This is a genomic window from Pseudoalteromonas sp. A22 (assembly GCF_018141345.1).
GTDB classification, from domain to species: domain Bacteria; phylum Pseudomonadota; class Gammaproteobacteria; order Enterobacterales; family Alteromonadaceae; genus Pseudoalteromonas; species Pseudoalteromonas maricaloris.
Genome location: NZ_CP047238.1, coordinates 245,462 through 261,642, shown reverse-complemented (window position 1 = coordinate 261,642; position 16,181 = coordinate 245,462). Strand labels below are relative to the sequence as shown.

The following is a 16,181-nucleotide window of genomic DNA, read 5'->3' as shown; positions in this document are numbered from 1 at the left end:
ATCAGCCGATAAGAAAGCGTAGTCAAAATATGGCTTATTTTTCAATTTGCCCATACTTAGGTGAGCGCACGCCATAAAGCAAACCATTGCTTGAGTCCGCTGATAATAATCTCTGTGATGCTTTCTGTGAAACTTCGAATCCTTTATCTGAAGTGCTTTCAATCACCTGATTTAGTACCGCGCCAATCAATGCTCCAGCCAAACTGTTATCACGGTCATCTCTGTCTTCACTACTTGACGCTTTTGACTTACCACGCCAAATTACTTGGCCAGTTTTTAAATCAACCAACCTTGCCGATAGCGCTACGGTAGTGTCACTATCTAATACAACGTATGACGTACCATAATCTTGAATCTCTATGTATAAAGCAGCGTCAGCAGCAAAGATTTCATAGAGCTTGTCTATCGCGACACTGTGAACATCATGAGCCACAGTTAAGCCGTTATTTTTAAAAGTCTCATTGACCAAAGATACTGGAAAAACATAATAGCCAGAGTCTGCAAGTGGCTTCACCACCGTTGCCATAACCCCAAAAGGTGCAACAATTTCATTGGAATTATTGATAGGCGGTAACACCAGTATCGACTTAGGATCGCTTTGGATAAAGGCACTATAATCCTGTTTAGGTGCTGTCGCACAGCCATTCAATAAGGCAAAAGTCAAAAGCACCAAGCTCGCTTTAATCCATTTCATCTTATTCTCCCTGTGCATTTTTTAGTAAAAAGTCGATATATTGCCCGGACTCAGGATACAGTTGTTTTTCCTGTTCAAAATACGCAAAACCTTTGCTGTCATCCCCTTGCATCAAATATAAGTAACCGAGATGCGCATACATGCCTGGTGCGGGACTGATCTGCTTTACTTCGGCGCGCGCTATGCTTGACTCTAACTGACTGATCTGCTGCTCAAGCGACTGCCCATCACCTCGAAAGAACTCATAGAGGTTACGTTCGTAAGAACCGTAATAATATTGTGGTGTCGTACTCTGACACCCAGACAATATCAATAGTAAAGTCGCCACAAATACCGTTTGCTTCATAATTTACCTGAGGTTTAGATTAGCTGTGGGAATTGTCTATAAAGGCTTCCAATCGCCTTTCTCGATGCCGCTAACCAAGTTATTGACAGCCTCACGAATGGCTAAATCAAGTACCTTGCCGTTTAGCGTTGAGTCATACCCTGCAGTGCCACCAAAACCAACCACTTCGCGATTAGATAAGCTGTATTCTCCAGCACCTTGCACCGAGTACACGACTTCTGAACTAGTCACATCAACGATATTCAGATTTACCTTAGCGTAAGCAATTTGCGATTTTCCTTTACCTAAAATGCCGAATAATTGTTTATCACCTACTTCTTTTCGACCAAACTCAGAAACATCTCCCGTGATCACAAAGTTAGCACCCTTAATACTTTGTTTTGCGCCAGTAAATCCAGCTTCTTGGGCAATTTCTGTCATGTTTTCTCTATCTAAAACAATAAAGCGATTACTCTGCTGTAAATGGGTGGTCAGAATAGTTTTAGCCTGAGAGCCCAAGCGGTCCGGTCCTGAACTAAACACCCCATTGTGAAAAGCTGAACGGTTTTGCAATTTACCAACCGCTAACTGGCTTTTTGGGCCATTGTAAACTTGATTATATGAGGCCACTTTTGGTGCTTCTACCGTTCTTGATGCTTCCGTTGCGCAACCCGCGGTTAATCCGACAAACGTCAATGCAATTACTGTGGCGAGCGGTTTATTCATTATCATTCTCCTAGAGTCATGTGCGTCTGTCTGTGACGCGACGATTCGTTTTGTTAATAACAATGTAGATAAATTTAGCTGACTTTAGTGTTAATTTTTGTTTGGGAAAAATGCAATAACGCTACATCTAGTTAGAATTTTAAAGATAGTGCAAAATCAAACCGAATACAGCACCGGAAAAAGTAGTCCAGACGACTATAGAAACGGCCATCAAAAAAACAAAAAACTTTCTACAACAAAGCGTTATGAATTTATAAGTTTGTGCTTTGCTTAGTGCTGCACAAAGCACCAAGCAAGATTACTGTTAAAAAGCGCCATACACTTTCCAACAAATTAGCGTTGGCGCATCACACCTTCTTGAATAGTCGACGCAACTAACTCCCCTTGGCGGTTAAAAAATTGACCTCGTACTAGGCCTCGGCCATTAGACGCGCTCGGACTATCAACGCTATATAAAATCCATTCATCCATTCTAAACGGACGATGGAACCACATCGCATGGTCTATTGTCGCAACTTGCATATTTGGCTGCATAAACGACAAACCATGTGGTTGTAGTGCTGTTGGTAAAAATTCAAAATCTGAGGCATAAGCCAGCAAATAGTTGTGGATCCTTCTGTCGTCCGGCATCTCACCATTGGCTTTAAACCAAACATTTCTCACCGGGTCCTGTTTTTTAGGTTTAAATGGATTTTGAAAGTTTACAGGGCGCATATCCAGCGGCATTTCTTGCGTAAATTTCGCTCGAAGAGATTCTGGAATGAGGTCCGCATGTTCTTGATAAAAGTGGAGTGATGACTTTAACGTTTCAGGCTCTGGCACATCCGGCATCAAAGATTGATGAGAAACGCCCGGCTCATCCCCTTGGAAAGAGGCAGTCATGTAAAATATCGGTTTACCATATTGAATGGCACTGATCCTACGAGTGCTAAAACTGCGACCATCACGAATGTTTTCGACATCGTAGACAATGGGTTTGCTCGCATCACCAGGACGCAAAAAGTAAGAGTGCAGCGAGTTAACAAAGCGCCCTTCTGGTAAGGTGTATTTTGCTGCGGACAACGCCTGCCCCATCACCTGACCTCCAAACACTTGAGGAAAACCAAGGTCTTGGCTTTGACCTCGATATATCCCTTGCTCAATTTCTTCAAGGCTGAGTAAATCCAACAGATTTTGTAACACTTGACTCATGTTGCACTCCGAACGTCTAGTAGAACTGGCGATAGTCGTTATAATGAGATAATACTTTTACCAAATCCAAGTAAGACTCGGACTGGTAGCAAACCAAGTACATTGCTCAAATGAGTATAATACATCATAACTCAAACTATTGGACTAACCCATATGGCTTATTGGCTGTTTAAAACAGAACCCGATGCATTTTCCATTGATGACTTAAAAAACGCGCCTGAGCAGCAAACTTTTTGGGAGGGAATTCGTAATTATCAGGCAAGAAACTTCCTGCGCGACGAGGTTAATGTAGGTGACTCAGTGTTTATTTACCACTCAAGCTGTAAAGTGCCTGCGGTTGTCGGTATTGCCAAAGTGGTGAAAGCAGCAGAGCCAGATCCACACCAATTTGACTTAAGCAGTGATTATTATGATGCCAAATCAAGCACCGATAACCCTCGCTGGGTAGGCGTCACTCTAGCATACGAGCAGCACCTACGCCCGGTGACCCTGCAGGCGATAAAAGCCAACACTGCGCTCACCGAGCTGGCTTTAAAAAAAGGGGGACGGTTATCCATCATGCCCATCATCGAACCTGAGTGGCAGATTATTTTAGAGATGTCGGGGCAAAGCTAACGTTTTGCTTTGCCTTTTTGTCGCCCGTGTTTAGGCACTATGCTGATATATAGCAGTAAAGCGACCCAAGAAAATAGTAGCGTTCCTATCAGCCAGCCGTTTTTTTCATGCCCTTTGCTGCGCTTGCTTCCTGCAACTAAAGCGACAGGAAGTAAGTAAGCGCACACAACAGCAATCATCAAGAAGAGTTCTTCGAACATAGTGATGACCAGTCAACCTCTGATGCTAGCACCCGTTGCGGTGCAATATAGTGCAAAATATCTCCCCCTGTGATGTTGTAATCCAAAGGTGGGTTTAGATCCATGTCTAGCGCATTTATATCGTGCGCAACACCGAGCAACGTCGCATCATGATGCTGTTTAAAATAACCAAAAATATCACCAAAGGTTAAACAGCTTACCTCTGCTGGTAAGGCTAAGCTGAATTGCGTATCGCCGTGTAGCGTCGACAGCAATTCCTCTTGTACTCGGCTTGAGCCTGGGTCTTGCATTGCTCGCACTAAGATTTCCGCAGACATAGATGCTGAGCATTCAACATTTTTACAATGCTCTCTTAAAAGCAGTGCTTTGCTATCGTCCAAGAAGTGCGCGCTAATATGAGCTTCGAGTTTTACTACCCGGCTAAGCTTTAGCGCGGTGGTAAATGTCTGGTTATCATCATCGCCATCAATGATGATTTTGTCAGCCCGCTCGATGTTAATCCGACTTAGCTGTTCGTCATCAGTAAAGCTGGTTAAACGCGCAAATGCGACTTCCGGATAACTCAACAGCGGATGCTCCATGGCCTCGGTGACGGCTAATACGATTTTTCTATCTTCGCGTTTATTGTCACCTAAAATGTAGTCCACCATTTTTTTCGTTCTCACATCATGCCAACCAAAAATTACGATGTGGTTTTGCAAATGTGCAAAGTCTTTTTCCCCTGTCATGCCTCTTCTCACCCAATACGTCACAAATTGTCCAGCTTTTCCCAATAACACACCAAATAGCGCAAGGCCAAATGGGATCTGTATAATGGCAACGACTAAACGGCCAAAATCCGTTGTTGCACTAAAGTCTCCGTAGCCAACTGTTGAAGTCGTCACTACGTAGTAATAAAAGAACGTGCTCAGTGGCAATAATGCCGATTCATTGCTGAGCCATAACAACCCCCAAGTCACCGACATATGAATGAGCGTTGCCATAAATAACAGTTGCCAGCTGGCCTTATCCACATGAGCCCGCATCAAAACAACTAAACGCTTAAAAATTATAGGCATATTGCTTCCCTATCAAATACATACTGCTACCTTACTGCAGATTTTAGCCAAAAAACAACACGACATATCGACTTCTTTGATATAGTCTTAGAAAAGGTTACAAGAAGTAATGAGGGGTTAACATGGCTGGCGTATTGGCCTCAGTAGATCAACGCACACAACTGGTGGGTGAAAACCGCCTTGAGTTGCTATTGTTTCATCTTCATAGCCGCCACTTTTTTGCGCTCAACGTCTTCAAGGTAAAAGAAGTTGTTAAGCTCCCTCATCTCAATAAAATGCCCAATGCACACCCAAAAGTATGTGGCGTAACCAATATTCGTGGCGAGTCTATTCCGGTTATCGATTTACGACAAGCGATATGCATGCCGCCATGCGACCGAGACAAAGACTGCAACCTAGTGATCACAGAATACAACCGCTCAGTGCAGGCCTTCTTAGTTGGTAAAGTTGACCAAATCGTCAATACTACGTGGTCCGATATTATGCCAACCCCCAAGTCTGTTGGCCGCAATCACTACCTCACCGCACTGACTAAAATCAAACGTGACGGCGTTGAGCACATCGTTGAAATTATCGATGTAGAAAAGGTACTTGCCGAAATCGTTGAGTACAAAGTTGAGATCCCGCAAGACATTCTAGATAAAGATATCATCAACGAGTTTCATGGCCGTAAAATTCTACATGCCGATGACTCGCCGACTGCTCGTCGTCAAGTTGCCGATACCTTGGCACAATTGGGCATAGAAATCATCCCAGCGACTGACGGCCAAGAGGCGCTCAATGTGTTAAAGCACTGGGCCGACGAAGGTATCGACGTACAAAAAGAGTTACTTGCGGTGATCACCGATGCAGAAATGCCGGTTATGGATGGTTATCGACTCACCTATGAAATTCGCAACGACAGTCGCCTGAAAGACCTTTATGTCATTCTCAATACCTCACTCAGTGGCAGCTTTAATCATGCCATGGTCGAAAAAGTGGGTTGTAATGCGTTTCTATCAAAATTCCAACCCGATTTATTGGTAACAGAGGTACAAAATCGGTTGAAGGACGTTTTGCAAAAATAAATATAAACACTGTATAAAAAACCAGTTTATGTTTCTTTATAAATCATAATGTTACCTTTACTCGGTTAGGTTTGCTTTGCGATATGCTGGGATTTACGGCAACGACTCGGTATACTTGCCATCATTTGAGCAAATAGGCAAAGCAATGGACGTATCAGAATTACTCGACGGCCTCAACGACAAACAGCGCGATGCAGTCGCCGCGCCTCTGCAAAACATGTTAGTGCTCGCAGGTGCGGGGTCAGGTAAAACACGAGTACTCGTTCATCGTATTGCTTGGCTTATGCAAGTTGAGCACGCCTCTCCATTTAGTATTTTCGCGGTAACCTTTACCAATAAGGCAGCCAAAGAAATGCGTGCTCGTGTTGAAGCGACGCTCAATGGCCCTGTTGGAGGTATGTGGATAGGCACTTTCCACGGCCTTGCTCACCGCATGTTACGCGCTCATCACCGTGAAGCTAAATTACCAGAATCATTTCAAATTCTAGATAGCGATGATCAGCAACGAATGATCCGCCGTTTGCTCAAAGCCATGAATATCGATGAGAAAAAGTGGCCACCCAAGCAGTTAAGCTGGTACATCAGCGCGCGTAAAGACGAAGGATTAAGACCCAAAGATATTCAAGCGTACGATGTCAATGAACAGCTGATGTTGAATGTATATAGTGCTTACCAAGATGCCTGTGATAGAGCCGGTCTTGTTGATTTTGCCGAGATCCTATTGCGCTGCTACGAGCTATTACAGCAACAACCTACCTTGCTACGTCACTATCAACAACGCTTCCGCCATATGCTAGTGGACGAGTTCCAAGATACCAACAGCATTCAATATTTGTGGCTACGCCTGCTTGCAGGTAGTGACAACAATATCATGATCGTAGGGGATGACGACCAGAGTATTTACGGCTGGCGTGGTGCAAAAATAGAAAACATCAAACGTTTTCTGGACGACTTTAACGCCGAAACGATCCGACTTGAACAAAATTATCGTTCTACTGCAACCATTCTAAAAGCATCCAATGCGCTCATTGAAAACAACGCCGAGCGAATGGGTAAAAGTCTCTGGACCGACGGTAACCAAGGCGAGCCGATCTCAATTTACGCCGCTTTTAATGAACTAGATGAAGCACGCTTTGTGGTTGGCAAAATTAAATCTTGGTTACAGGCTGGCAATGCACTCAGCGACAGCGCGGTACTCTACAGAAACAACGCACAGTCCCGGGTGTTAGAAGAAGCCCTACTTCAAGAAGGGTTAAAATACCGTATTTATGGCGGTATGCGCTTCTTCGAACGCCAAGAGATTAAAGATGCCCTGTCTTATCTTCGTATAATCAGCAATCGCAATGACGACGCGGCATTTGAGCGTGTGATAAACACGCCTACCCGTGGTATTGGTGATAAGACGTTAAGTCATATCCGCGATTGTGCGCGTCACGAATCACTCTCACTTTGGGATGCAGCCAAAGCCGTGCTCGCGCAAAAGCATTTAGCTGGAAGAGCTGCTACGGCGGTGACAAAATTTATTGAATTAGTCGAGCAGCTCGACGATAAAATTGCCGAGCTTGAACTGGCACAACAAGCGCAGACAGCCATTGAGCAGTCAGGTCTCATGGCAATGTATCAAGCCGAAAAAGGCGAAAAAGGCCGCGCTCGAGTGGAAAACTTGGAAGAATTGATCAGTGCTTGTGGTCAGTATGAGCTGCCTATCGATGAAGATTTTACTTCACCATTACAAGGCTTTTTAGCCTATACCTCTTTGGAGGCAGGCGAAGGTCAGGCTGACGAGCACGAAGACGCGGTACAAATGATGACGCTGCACTCGGCCAAAGGTCTCGAGTTCCCATTGGTCTTTATGGTTGGGGTCGAAGAAGGCATGTTCCCATCGCAACAAAGTAATGAAGAGTCGGGCCGCTTGGAAGAAGAGCGCCGTTTGTGCTACGTCGGTATGACGCGTGCCATGGATAAGCTTTACATTAGCCACGCAGAAAGTCGCCGCTTGTATGGTCAAGAAAAACATCACAGCCCTTCAAGGTTCTTACGTGAAATTCCTGAAGACTGCATGGAAGAAATTCGGATTAAAACGCAAATCTCTCGTCCGGCTAACTCGGGTCGATTCAGCCCATCAATCAGTCACGCGACCTTTGAAGATAGCGGCTTTAATTTAGGCCAGCGTGTCCTGCATGCCAAATTTGGTGCAGGCACAGTGCTTAACTATGAAGGTGCAGGTGCTCAATCACGCATCCAAGTTAGCTTTGATGATGTTGGTAGTAAGTGGTTAGTAACTGCCTATGCAAGACTTCAAGCACTCTAATCTGCCGCTATTACGTTCTCAGCTTGCCGATGCCCGCCATCGGCAACTCTTGCTTATCACCGGCAGCCAAGCTTGGTGTTACGCGCAGTGTCAGCAGCTACTAGCAAACTCAAACGATAATCTTATTCTAAGTAGCAGTAAGACATTAGAAAATGCCGTTTGGCCCGAGCATTTACACCAAATACTCGGACAAGAGTTTAGTAATCTAGTCTACGATGGCTTTAGCGGTATTGTGCCTAACAAAATCGCAGCTGCTGCGGGCACGGTAAAGGCAGGCGGCTTACTGCTGTTGTTACTTCCCGAGTTAGATGAACTCGACCACTGGCTAGACCCTGCAATTACCCGCTGGTGCTCAGAGGGACAAACGCCCAAACATAGCTACTTTTTAAAAAGGTGGCAGCAACTCTGGCAGCAACAACCTCCTTGGCATATCAGTGAGCTCTTTGGGGTTCAACTGCCCTCAGCGTATCTTGCTGCAAGTTCAGCGGTTTGTGGTGTTGAGGAGCAACAAAACGTACTGGCACAACTCTCCACAGCATTGGAAAACCAGCTAGCACCTGTATTACTAAGCGCTGACAGAGGCAGGGGAAAGAGTGCGCTATTAGGCCTCTTGGCATCAAAGCATCCTACGCAACAATTTGTTATTTGTAGCCGTCACCTTCATGCTCTGCATAGTTGCTTTAGCATGCTTGCTCAAGCATGCAATACCGAGGTTGATGTAAAAACGAAGAAGCTGGCTAATCTCAGCTATGTGGCACCAGATGCGTTACTACAACAAGCCTCTACGCTTGATAGCAAGACGGTTATTTTGGTGGATGAGGCAGCCGCCCTGCCAGTTCCATTTTTAATACAAGTCGCTCAACTTGGCTTTCGCTGCATTTTTTCCAGCACCTTAGTTGGTTATGAGGGTAATGGTAGAGGCTACACCTTACGGTTTAAACGCTACTTGGAATCACATTACCCAAGTTATCTTGATTTCACCTTATCGACTCCTATTCGTTACGCATCGAATGATCCACTGGAGCAGCAGATCAGGGATTTATTTGTACTCGAGTGTAAAGCGACATCACCTATACTTACTTCATCAACCACAATGCGTGCTATTTCCCAGAGTGAATTAATAAAAAGTAGCTCGTTACTTGAGCAAGTATTTTCACTGCTCGTATTAGCCCATTATCAAACCAGCGTGGATGATTTAAGGCAACTATTAGATGCACCCGATCTGCATTTACGAGGTGCATTTTGCAATAACGAGCTAGTAGGAATTTGCCTTGCTGTCATCGAAGGCGGACTCGCTTCAGATCTCGCAGAAGATATTCTAGCGGGAAAGCGAAGACCCGCAGGTCATCTCATGGCGCAGCAGCTAACGACAAGCTTTGGTGATAGTCGGTTTGTCACCGAAAAAAGCGCAAGAGTCGTTAGAATAGCCGTGCACCCAGATGTACAACAGCACGGAATTGGCCGCCGCCTACTGGCGTTCTTTGAGACCACATTACCAGGAGATATCAGTTATATAGGAACCAGTTTTGGCCTCACAGCGCCACTGCTTTCGTTTTGGTCACAACGTCACTATCAGCCAATGAAACTGGGTTTTAAGCAAGATAAGGCCAGTGGTGAGTATGCGGTTTTGATGTTCAAAAAAGTCCGAGGCGACACAGGCAACACCTATACTCGAGTATTCAAACAAGCTTTTTTCTATCAGTTGCGCTCGCACTATCAACAACTCGATACTGAGGTGGTAAGCGCGCTATTAGCGACCTTACCCTTTGAACATATAACTAATGAGCAGCTGGATTATTTGCACTATTTACGTAACAGCAATCCGGTTGAGCAACAAGTATGTCCTTTTATATGGCAGCTGATCACAACCGATCCTCGATTACTTAAAAACTTAACTAAAGTTTCCAAAGCATTAGTAATTCGTCTAATATTACAGCAACATTCGACCCAAGTCGTACTTAATTTGCTTGGGTTATCTGGTAAAAAGGCCCTCACCACAACGCTAAGAGAGACAGTGCAGCAAGTATATGAGTATTTTCGGTGTTAAGTTTTTACTATTCGTTTTTGCTTCTGCTGTACTGAATTTTACAGTATCCGCTCAACCTGTGGTAAAAATTGGCATGTCTACTGCCCTCTCAGGGCCCGCAAAAGAGATTGGTCAACAACTTAAAGCGGGGGCCGAACTACACTTTGACTTTTATAACCAGCACAAAGCGGATGACACAGCGACGATTGAGTTGCAGGTATTGGATGATGGTTATGAGCCACACAAAACCGTAACCAATGCGCGTAAGCTGGTATACGAAAATAAGGTCGATGCATTGTTTGGCGTAATGGGCACCCCCACATCTTATGCCATAAAGCCGATTTTAGAGCACTCTAAGGTTCCCTTTCTTATGCCATATACTGGCGCTGAGTTTCTTCAAGAACCACATACATTTAACGTCTTCAATCTTCGCACTAGCTACAATAAAGAAGCACAAGATATCATCCGCTACTTTATCGATGAACAAAAGCTAAAGCGGGTGGGTTTACTCATTCAAGCCGATGAATTTGGTCTAACCGTAGAAAAAAGCCTAACCAGAGCGCTTGCGGAACATGGATTAAAACCCGTTGTGGTAACGCGTTTTAGACGTAATACCGATGATATTGAACGAGCCCTTGAACAAGCACAGCAGTATAAAATAGAAGGCTTCGCGATGGTAGGCACCTACACGCCACTGTCTAAGTTTATTAATCGCGCCATGGAGGTTGGCCTTGAAACACAATACGCAACGGTTTCATTTGCTTCATCAAATGAGTTGTTTGCCAGACTCAAAGGTAAGCCCAAAGTTTTAGTCACCGAAGTTGTACCCGACCCTGCGATTTGCAAGGGCAAGCTTTGTGATACTTTTCGCGAGGCAGTTCGCAATACCACACTTTCCCATAACGAACAGGTTTTTGAGGGCTATCTCAATGCCTACTTATTGACGACTGCTATCCAGCAATGTGAGCTGCCCATTGATAGCGATTGTCTGCTAAACGCATTACAACAGGAGTTGGAGCATAACGCCGTTATTCGAGAGGTATTTATGCTCCAGCCAGCGCAAAAGAAATTGCCAGTTTACCGCTCCTTTTTCCAATAATGTTCTATGCTTAGTTGATACTGACCATATGCGAGGCTGACATGGATTTAATTAACTTTCGCGTCGGGAAAAAAACAATATCACTGCAAATCCTCGATATTCTATTAACTGAACGCTACGAAGAAAATTTAACGGATTTACCCAATGACAACCCCAGCTTTTTGGGTGTCAAAGATTACATGGGCGTACCGACCCCTATTTTTGATTTAGGGATCATATTGAACAAGCGCTCGTCCTACGAAACCAATCAAGAATTGGTCAGCATGCTAAAGCAGCGAGAGCAAGATCATAAAGAATGGCTTGTCGCACTCGAAGCAAGCATTTTTAACGATGTCCCCTTCACTAAAGCCAAAGATCCAAAACAATGTGCTTTCGGGCAGTGGTATTACGGCTTCAAAACTGAAAATGACGACCTCAAAGCGCTTCTAAAACGCTTCGAAGAACCGCATGCAAAACTACATTCATTAGCAGATAAACTATTAGTGATGTGTGCACAGGGACACAAACAAGAGGCTATAGATACTCTCGCTCGCGAAAAGAGCACCACTTTTAATAAACTCATGCGATTATTTGAATCCGCTCGTGATCAGATCATGCTCGACCATAAACCTATCATCGTCTTTACCACTCAAGATGGCCAAAGTCCGCATATCGGTTTGCTTGTCGATAAGGTAGAAGATAACGTTCACTGTGATGAAAGCGATATTAAATCACTGCAGGAAATGACCAGTATTGGTTTTGAAATAGATGCGCAAACCAAAAAACTGATGAAAGGCTTGGTCAAGATGGGAAAACGCCACAGCGTATTGATTGACCCTAGCGCCATTTTCCGCCCTGAACATTTACAAAGCTATGAGCCAGAAGAAACGGAAGAGTACGGCTTATTTTAGAGTTAACAAATGGAGCACAAAAAAACGCCGCAAAAATTGCGGCGTTTTTTGTATTCTAAATAACCTGCCTTTGAGATAAGTTGTTATCTCAAGTCCAGGTCAACTATTATTTAGCTTGGCGGCTTGCGCGTTTACGCTCGCTTTCAGTCAATAATTTCTTACGAATACGGATGCTTTCAGGCGTTACTTCTACAAGCTCGTCGTCATCGATGAACTCAAGCGCTTGCTCTAAAGACATAACAACAGGTGGCACAAGGTTTTGTGCTTCATCAGTACCAGATGCACGTACGTTGGTTAACTGCTTACCTTTAAGCGCGTTTACCGTTAGGTCGTTATCACGGCTGTGAATACCAATAACCATACCTTCGTACACTTCAACACCGTGACCGATAAATAGGCGACCACGCTCTTGTAGGTTAAATAGTGCGTTTGTTAGCGCTTTACCTGCTGCGTTAGCGATTAGTACACCGTTCTTACGCTGACCGATGTTACCGCCTTTGTGTGGACCGTAATGTGAGAACGTGTGGTACATCAAACCAGAACCAGACGTTAACGTCATAAATTCAGTTTGGAAACCAATTAGACCACGTGCAGGCATCATGAAGTCCATACGCACACGGCCTTTGCCGTCTGGAGACATGTCAGTCATTTCTGCTTTACGCAAACCAAGCTGCTCCATGATAGAACCTTGGTGCTCGTCTTGACAGTCAATTGTTACTGTTTCGTACGGTTCTTCTAGCTGACCATCAACATGGCGCAAGATTACTTCTGGACGAGATACAGCAATCTCGTAGCCTTCACGACGCATGTTCTCGATAAGAATACCTAAGTGAAGTTCACCACGACCAGATACACGGAAGCTATCAGGGTTATCCGTTTCTTCAACACGTAATGCAACGTTGTGCACAAGCTCAGCTTCTAGACGCTCAAGGATATTACGAGAAGTTACGTATTTACCTTCTTGGCCTGAGAATGGTGACGTGTTTACAGAGAAAGTCATTGTTACTGTTGGTTCATCAACTGACAGTGGCGGTAATGCCTCAACATTATTCTGACAACAGATAGTGTCAGAGATTTTCAGCTCACCAAGACCTGTGATTGCGATGATATCACCCGCCGTTGCTAGCTCAACTTCGTGACGGTCAAGACCTAAGTAACCCAGTACTTGGCCAACTTTACCGTTACGCGTCTTACCATCAGCACCCACGATAGTCACTTGTTGGTTAGGTTTAACTGAACCACGTGTGACACGGCCAACACCGATAACACCAACATATGAGTTGTAATCAAGCTGAGAAATTTGCATCTGGAACGGACCTTCAGGATCCGCGTTAGGCGCTTCAACTTCGTCTACGATAGCTTGGAACATTGGTTCCATGTTGTCAGACGGCTCATCTAGGTCAAGTGTTGCCCAGCCGTTGATTGCTGATGCGTAGATCACTTTAAAATCTAGCTGTTCGTCAGTTGCACCTAAGTTATCGAATAGGTCAAAAACTTGGTCCATTACCCAATCAGGACGAGCGCCCGGCTTGTCGATTTTGTTGATTACAACAATTGGCTTAAGACCCTGAGCAAACGCCTTTTGCGTTACGAAACGCGTTTGTGGCATCGGACCTTCTTGTGCATCAACTAGTAGTAATACTGAGTCAGCCATCGAAAGAACACGTTCTACTTCACCACCGAAGTCGGCGTGTCCCGGAGTATCTACGATATTGATACGGTAGTCGTTCCACTTGATTGCGGTATTTTTTGCAAGGATGGTGATACCACGCTCTCTTTCAAGATCGCTTGAGTCCATCACTCGCTCTTCATTACCACCGCGCTGCTGTAGTGTACCTGATTGCTCAAGTAGCTTGTCTACAAGCGTTGTTTTACCGTGGTCTACGTGCGCGATAATCGCGATATTTCTTAACTTTTCGATGCTCATATTATTACTCAGTGAAGTTGGCCCTCAGTGATCCTAGTCGATCTACGCAAAAATGCGCGTTGAGATTGCCCGATTGAGAATTAAAGGTCGCGTATTATCTACTATTAATGTGACAGATGAAAGTTTATCCAACATTTTTTTCAATAATCCTTATTGGTGCGCGCATAAATCAACAACCTAGTGTGGCTTTAGCACTACTTTTTAAGCTTTTGCAGAGGGTTTGTTATTCCCGCCATATATGTAAGAGTTTCAACGCCAAAAGAGGATTTTCATCTGTCGACAAATTTGATCCCTGTAACTTTGGGCTTTTTACTTCACAGATCCAAAAGTTGTTTTTGCTTTATCTGTACTCTTAAACTATACCAATGCTCATTAAGCGAAAACGGCTATCACAGGGAATCGCTTGCACCAACATTGCGCACCATAATGAAACATTTACGCACCAAATTAGTGCACCAAGCTAACTCCTAAATTTCCAGAAAGTTAAAAGTCACTATTTATCAAAAACTTAAAAACATGGCACAGATCAAGCTTATCTGTGTGCAATTGCAGTACATTGCAGCAAAAAATAACCCAACGAGTCGGAGGACACATGTCACAATCGGTTTTAGATTTTATTAAAGAGCACGACGTAAAATTTGTTGATTTACGTTTCACAGATACAAAAGGTAAAGAACAACACGTATCGATCCCACATCATCAAGCCGATGAAGACTTCTTTGAAGACGGCAAAATGTTTGACGGCTCATCTATCGCTGGTTGGAAAGGCATCAACGAATCTGACATGGTACTTATGCCTGACGCAGAAAGCGCTAAGCTAGACCCATTTGCAGAAGAAACAACGCTTATCGTTCGTTGTGACGTGGTTGAGCCAAACACACATCAAGGTTATGAGCGTGACCCACGTTCAGTAGCTAAGCGCGCTGAAGAGTTCATGCGTTCAACGGGTATAGCAGACACCGTATTATTCGGTCCAGAGCCAGAGTTTTTCTTGTTTGACGATGTTAAATTTAAAACTGATATGTCTGGCTCAATGTACAAAATCGATGCAGAAGAAGCAGCTTGGAACTCAGATAAAGACTACGAAGGCGGCAACACAGGCCACCGTCCTGGCGTAAAAGGTGGTTACTTCCCAGTAGCACCGGTAGATTCGTCTAATGATTGGCGTGCAGCTACTTGTTTAGTACTTGAAGAAATGGGCCACGTTGTTGAAGCGCACCACCACGAAGTAGCAACTGCTGGTCAAAATGAGATTGCGACTCGCTTTAATACTATGGTGACTAAAGCAGACGAAATCCAAGAGATGAAGTACGTTATCCACAACATGGCTCACCTATACGGTAAGACGGCAACCTTTATGCCTAAGCCAATTGTTGGTGATAACGGTTCAGGCATGCACTGCCACCAATCACTTGCTAAAGACGGCAAGAACATCTTCGCAGGCGACAAGTACGGCGGCCTATCTGAAGAAGCGCTTTACTACATTGGTGGTATCATTAAGCATGCTAAAGCAATCAATGCATTCACTAACCCAGCAACAAACTCTTATAAGCGTCTAGTACCAGGGTTTGAAGCGCCAGTTATGCTTGCATACTCAGCACGTAACCGCTCAGCATCAATCCGTATCCCTGTGATCCCATCAGAGAAAGGTCGTCGTATCGAAGTACGCTTCCCAGATCCTGCGGCGAACCCATACCTAGCTTTCGCAGCTCAGTTGATGGCTGGTCTTGACGGTATCCGCAACAAGATCCACCCTGGTGATGCAATGGATAAAGATTTATACGACCTACCTGCGGAAGAAGCAGCAGAAATCCCAACTGTTGCAGCATCACTTGATGAAGCGCTTGCTTCTCTAGATGCTGACCGTGAGTTCTTAACTCAAGGTGGCGTATTCACTGACGACCTAATCGATGCATATATCACACTTAAGTCGAAAGAAGTTGAAAAATTAAACATGACAACTCACCCAGTTGAGTTCGAAATGTACTACAGCGTTTAATCGCTAACCGACTACTACGCTCAATACTGCCGTATTGAGCTTGTAGAGCCAAA

Annotated in this window: 14 protein-coding genes; 7 read left to right on the top strand and 7 right to left on the bottom strand. The window is 44.5% G+C overall.

Features of this window, described 5'->3' with window-relative positions; all coding sequences use genetic code 11:
- Positions 1-34 precede the first annotated feature (34 nt).
- The 4 genes from GSF04_RS06005 to tesB form a co-directional block, all read right to left on the bottom strand.
- Positions 35-694 carry a DUF799 domain-containing protein gene (locus GSF04_RS06005; protein WP_211859033.1) on the bottom strand — a complete coding sequence of 220 codons (660 nt, stop codon included), beginning with the start codon at positions 692-694 and terminating at the stop codon, positions 35-37.
- A gap of 1 nt (position 695) precedes the next feature.
- The gene (locus tag GSF04_RS06000) at positions 696-1,040 is read right to left on the bottom strand and encodes a DUF4810 domain-containing protein (protein ID WP_211859032.1); all 345 of its coding nucleotides are present in this window, start codon (positions 1,038-1,040) and stop codon (positions 696-698) included.
- Positions 1,041-1,076: 36 nt separating this feature from the next.
- Complete coding sequence (locus GSF04_RS05995) at positions 1,077-1,745, bottom strand: CsgG/HfaB family protein (RefSeq protein WP_211859031.1); 669 nt, start codon at positions 1,743-1,745, stop codon at positions 1,077-1,079.
- Between the two features lie 333 nt (positions 1,746-2,078).
- Positions 2,079-2,936 carry an acyl-CoA thioesterase II gene (tesB, locus tag GSF04_RS05990; protein WP_045989393.1) on the bottom strand — a complete coding sequence of 286 codons (858 nt, stop codon included), beginning with the start codon at positions 2,934-2,936 and terminating at the stop codon, positions 2,079-2,081.
- Positions 2,937-3,089: 153 nt separating this feature from the next.
- On the opposite strand from tesB, the gene GSF04_RS05985 reads away from it, so the two are divergent.
- Positions 3,090-3,551 (top strand): EVE domain-containing protein, encoded by a 462-nt coding sequence (locus GSF04_RS05985; RefSeq protein WP_211859030.1) that lies wholly within the window; start codon positions 3,090-3,092, stop codon positions 3,549-3,551.
- Here GSF04_RS05985 and GSF04_RS05980 read toward each other — a convergent pair.
- On the bottom strand, positions 3,548-3,730 hold the full coding sequence (locus tag GSF04_RS05980) for a hypothetical protein (protein ID WP_010374482.1): 183 nt from the start codon (positions 3,728-3,730) through the stop codon (positions 3,548-3,550). The two genes, GSF04_RS05985 and GSF04_RS05980, sit on opposite strands and share 4 nt — an antisense overlap.
- Positions 3,730-4,809, bottom strand: coding sequence for a potassium channel family protein (locus GSF04_RS05975; protein WP_211859029.1), 1,080 nt, complete (start codon positions 4,807-4,809; stop codon positions 3,730-3,732). The genes GSF04_RS05980 and GSF04_RS05975 overlap by 1 nt, the downstream gene beginning before the upstream one ends.
- Positions 4,810-4,931: 122 nt before the next feature.
- Here GSF04_RS05975 and GSF04_RS05970 point away from each other — a divergent pair, with 122 nt between their 5' ends.
- The 5 genes from GSF04_RS05970 (at position 4,932) to GSF04_RS05950 (ending at position 12,202) form a co-directional block, all read left to right on the top strand.
- Entirely contained in the window at positions 4,932-5,876 is a 945-nt protein-coding gene (locus GSF04_RS05970) for a chemotaxis protein CheV (RefSeq protein ID WP_039494733.1), read from the top strand.
- Positions 5,877-6,021: 145 nt separating this feature from the next.
- Complete coding sequence (gene uvrD, locus GSF04_RS05965; protein WP_211859028.1) at positions 6,022-8,187, top strand: DNA helicase II; 2,166 nt, start codon at positions 6,022-6,024, stop codon at positions 8,185-8,187.
- Positions 8,165-10,234 carry a GNAT family N-acetyltransferase gene (locus tag GSF04_RS05960; RefSeq protein ID WP_211859027.1) on the top strand — a complete coding sequence of 690 codons (2,070 nt, stop codon included), beginning with the start codon at positions 8,165-8,167 and terminating at the stop codon, positions 10,232-10,234. Before uvrD ends, GSF04_RS05960 begins: the two co-directional genes overlap by 23 nt.
- Positions 10,215-11,312 (top strand): ABC transporter substrate-binding protein, encoded by a 1,098-nt coding sequence (locus GSF04_RS05955; protein ID WP_211859026.1) that lies wholly within the window; start codon positions 10,215-10,217, stop codon positions 11,310-11,312. Before GSF04_RS05960 ends, GSF04_RS05955 begins: the two co-directional genes overlap by 20 nt.
- Before the next feature lie 41 nt (positions 11,313-11,353).
- Positions 11,354-12,202, top strand: coding sequence for a CZB domain-containing protein (locus GSF04_RS05950; RefSeq protein ID WP_211859025.1), 849 nt, complete (start codon positions 11,354-11,356; stop codon positions 12,200-12,202).
- A 106-nt stretch (positions 12,203-12,308) separates the two neighbouring features.
- Here GSF04_RS05950 and typA read toward each other — a convergent pair whose 3' ends face one another.
- Positions 12,309-14,129, bottom strand: a complete 1,821-nt coding sequence (gene typA / locus GSF04_RS05945; RefSeq protein ID WP_211859024.1) for a translational GTPase TypA — start codon at positions 14,127-14,129, stop codon at positions 12,309-12,311.
- A gap of 592 nt (positions 14,130-14,721) precedes the next feature.
- On the opposite strand from typA, the gene glnA reads away from it, so the two are divergent.
- Positions 14,722-16,128, top strand: a complete 1,407-nt coding sequence (gene glnA, locus GSF04_RS05940) for a glutamate--ammonia ligase (protein WP_010604329.1) — start codon at positions 14,722-14,724, stop codon at positions 16,126-16,128.
- Positions 16,129-16,181 lie beyond the last annotated feature (53 nt).

What these genes read in the sequence shown, in the direction of transcription:
- GSF04_RS06005 (WP_211859033.1), bottom strand. Translation starts at nt 694, where the DNA reads ATGAAATGGATTAAAGCGAGCTTGGTGCTTTTGACTTTTGCCTTATTG.
- GSF04_RS06000 (WP_211859032.1), bottom strand. Translation starts at nt 1,040, where the DNA reads ATGAAGCAAACGGTATTTGTGGCGACTTTACTATTGATATTGTCTGGG.
- GSF04_RS05995 (WP_211859031.1), bottom strand. Translation starts at nt 1,745, where the DNA reads ATGAATAAACCGCTCGCCACAGTAATTGCATTGACGTTTGTCGGATTA.
- tesB (WP_045989393.1), bottom strand. Translation starts at nt 2,936, where the DNA reads ATGAGTCAAGTGTTACAAAATCTGTTGGATTTACTCAGCCTTGAAGAA.
- GSF04_RS05985 (WP_211859030.1), top strand. Translation starts at nt 3,090, where the DNA reads ATGGCTTATTGGCTGTTTAAAACAGAACCCGATGCATTTTCCATTGAT.
- GSF04_RS05980 (WP_010374482.1), bottom strand. Translation starts at nt 3,730, where the DNA reads ATGATTGCTGTTGTGTGCGCTTACTTACTTCCTGTCGCTTTAGTTGCA.
- GSF04_RS05975 (WP_211859029.1), bottom strand. Translation starts at nt 4,809, where the DNA reads ATGCCTATAATTTTTAAGCGTTTAGTTGTTTTGATGCGGGCTCATGTG.
- GSF04_RS05970 (WP_039494733.1), top strand. Translation starts at nt 4,932, where the DNA reads ATGGCTGGCGTATTGGCCTCAGTAGATCAACGCACACAACTGGTGGGT.
- uvrD (WP_211859028.1), top strand. Translation starts at nt 6,022, where the DNA reads ATGGACGTATCAGAATTACTCGACGGCCTCAACGACAAACAGCGCGAT.
- GSF04_RS05960 (WP_211859027.1), top strand. Translation starts at nt 8,165, where the DNA reads ATGCAAGACTTCAAGCACTCTAATCTGCCGCTATTACGTTCTCAGCTT.
- GSF04_RS05955 (WP_211859026.1), top strand. Translation starts at nt 10,215, where the DNA reads ATGAGTATTTTCGGTGTTAAGTTTTTACTATTCGTTTTTGCTTCTGCT.
- GSF04_RS05950 (WP_211859025.1), top strand. Translation starts at nt 11,354, where the DNA reads ATGGATTTAATTAACTTTCGCGTCGGGAAAAAAACAATATCACTGCAA.
- typA (WP_211859024.1), bottom strand. Translation starts at nt 14,129, where the DNA reads ATGAGCATCGAAAAGTTAAGAAATATCGCGATTATCGCGCACGTAGAC.
- glnA (WP_010604329.1), top strand. Translation starts at nt 14,722, where the DNA reads ATGTCACAATCGGTTTTAGATTTTATTAAAGAGCACGACGTAAAATTT.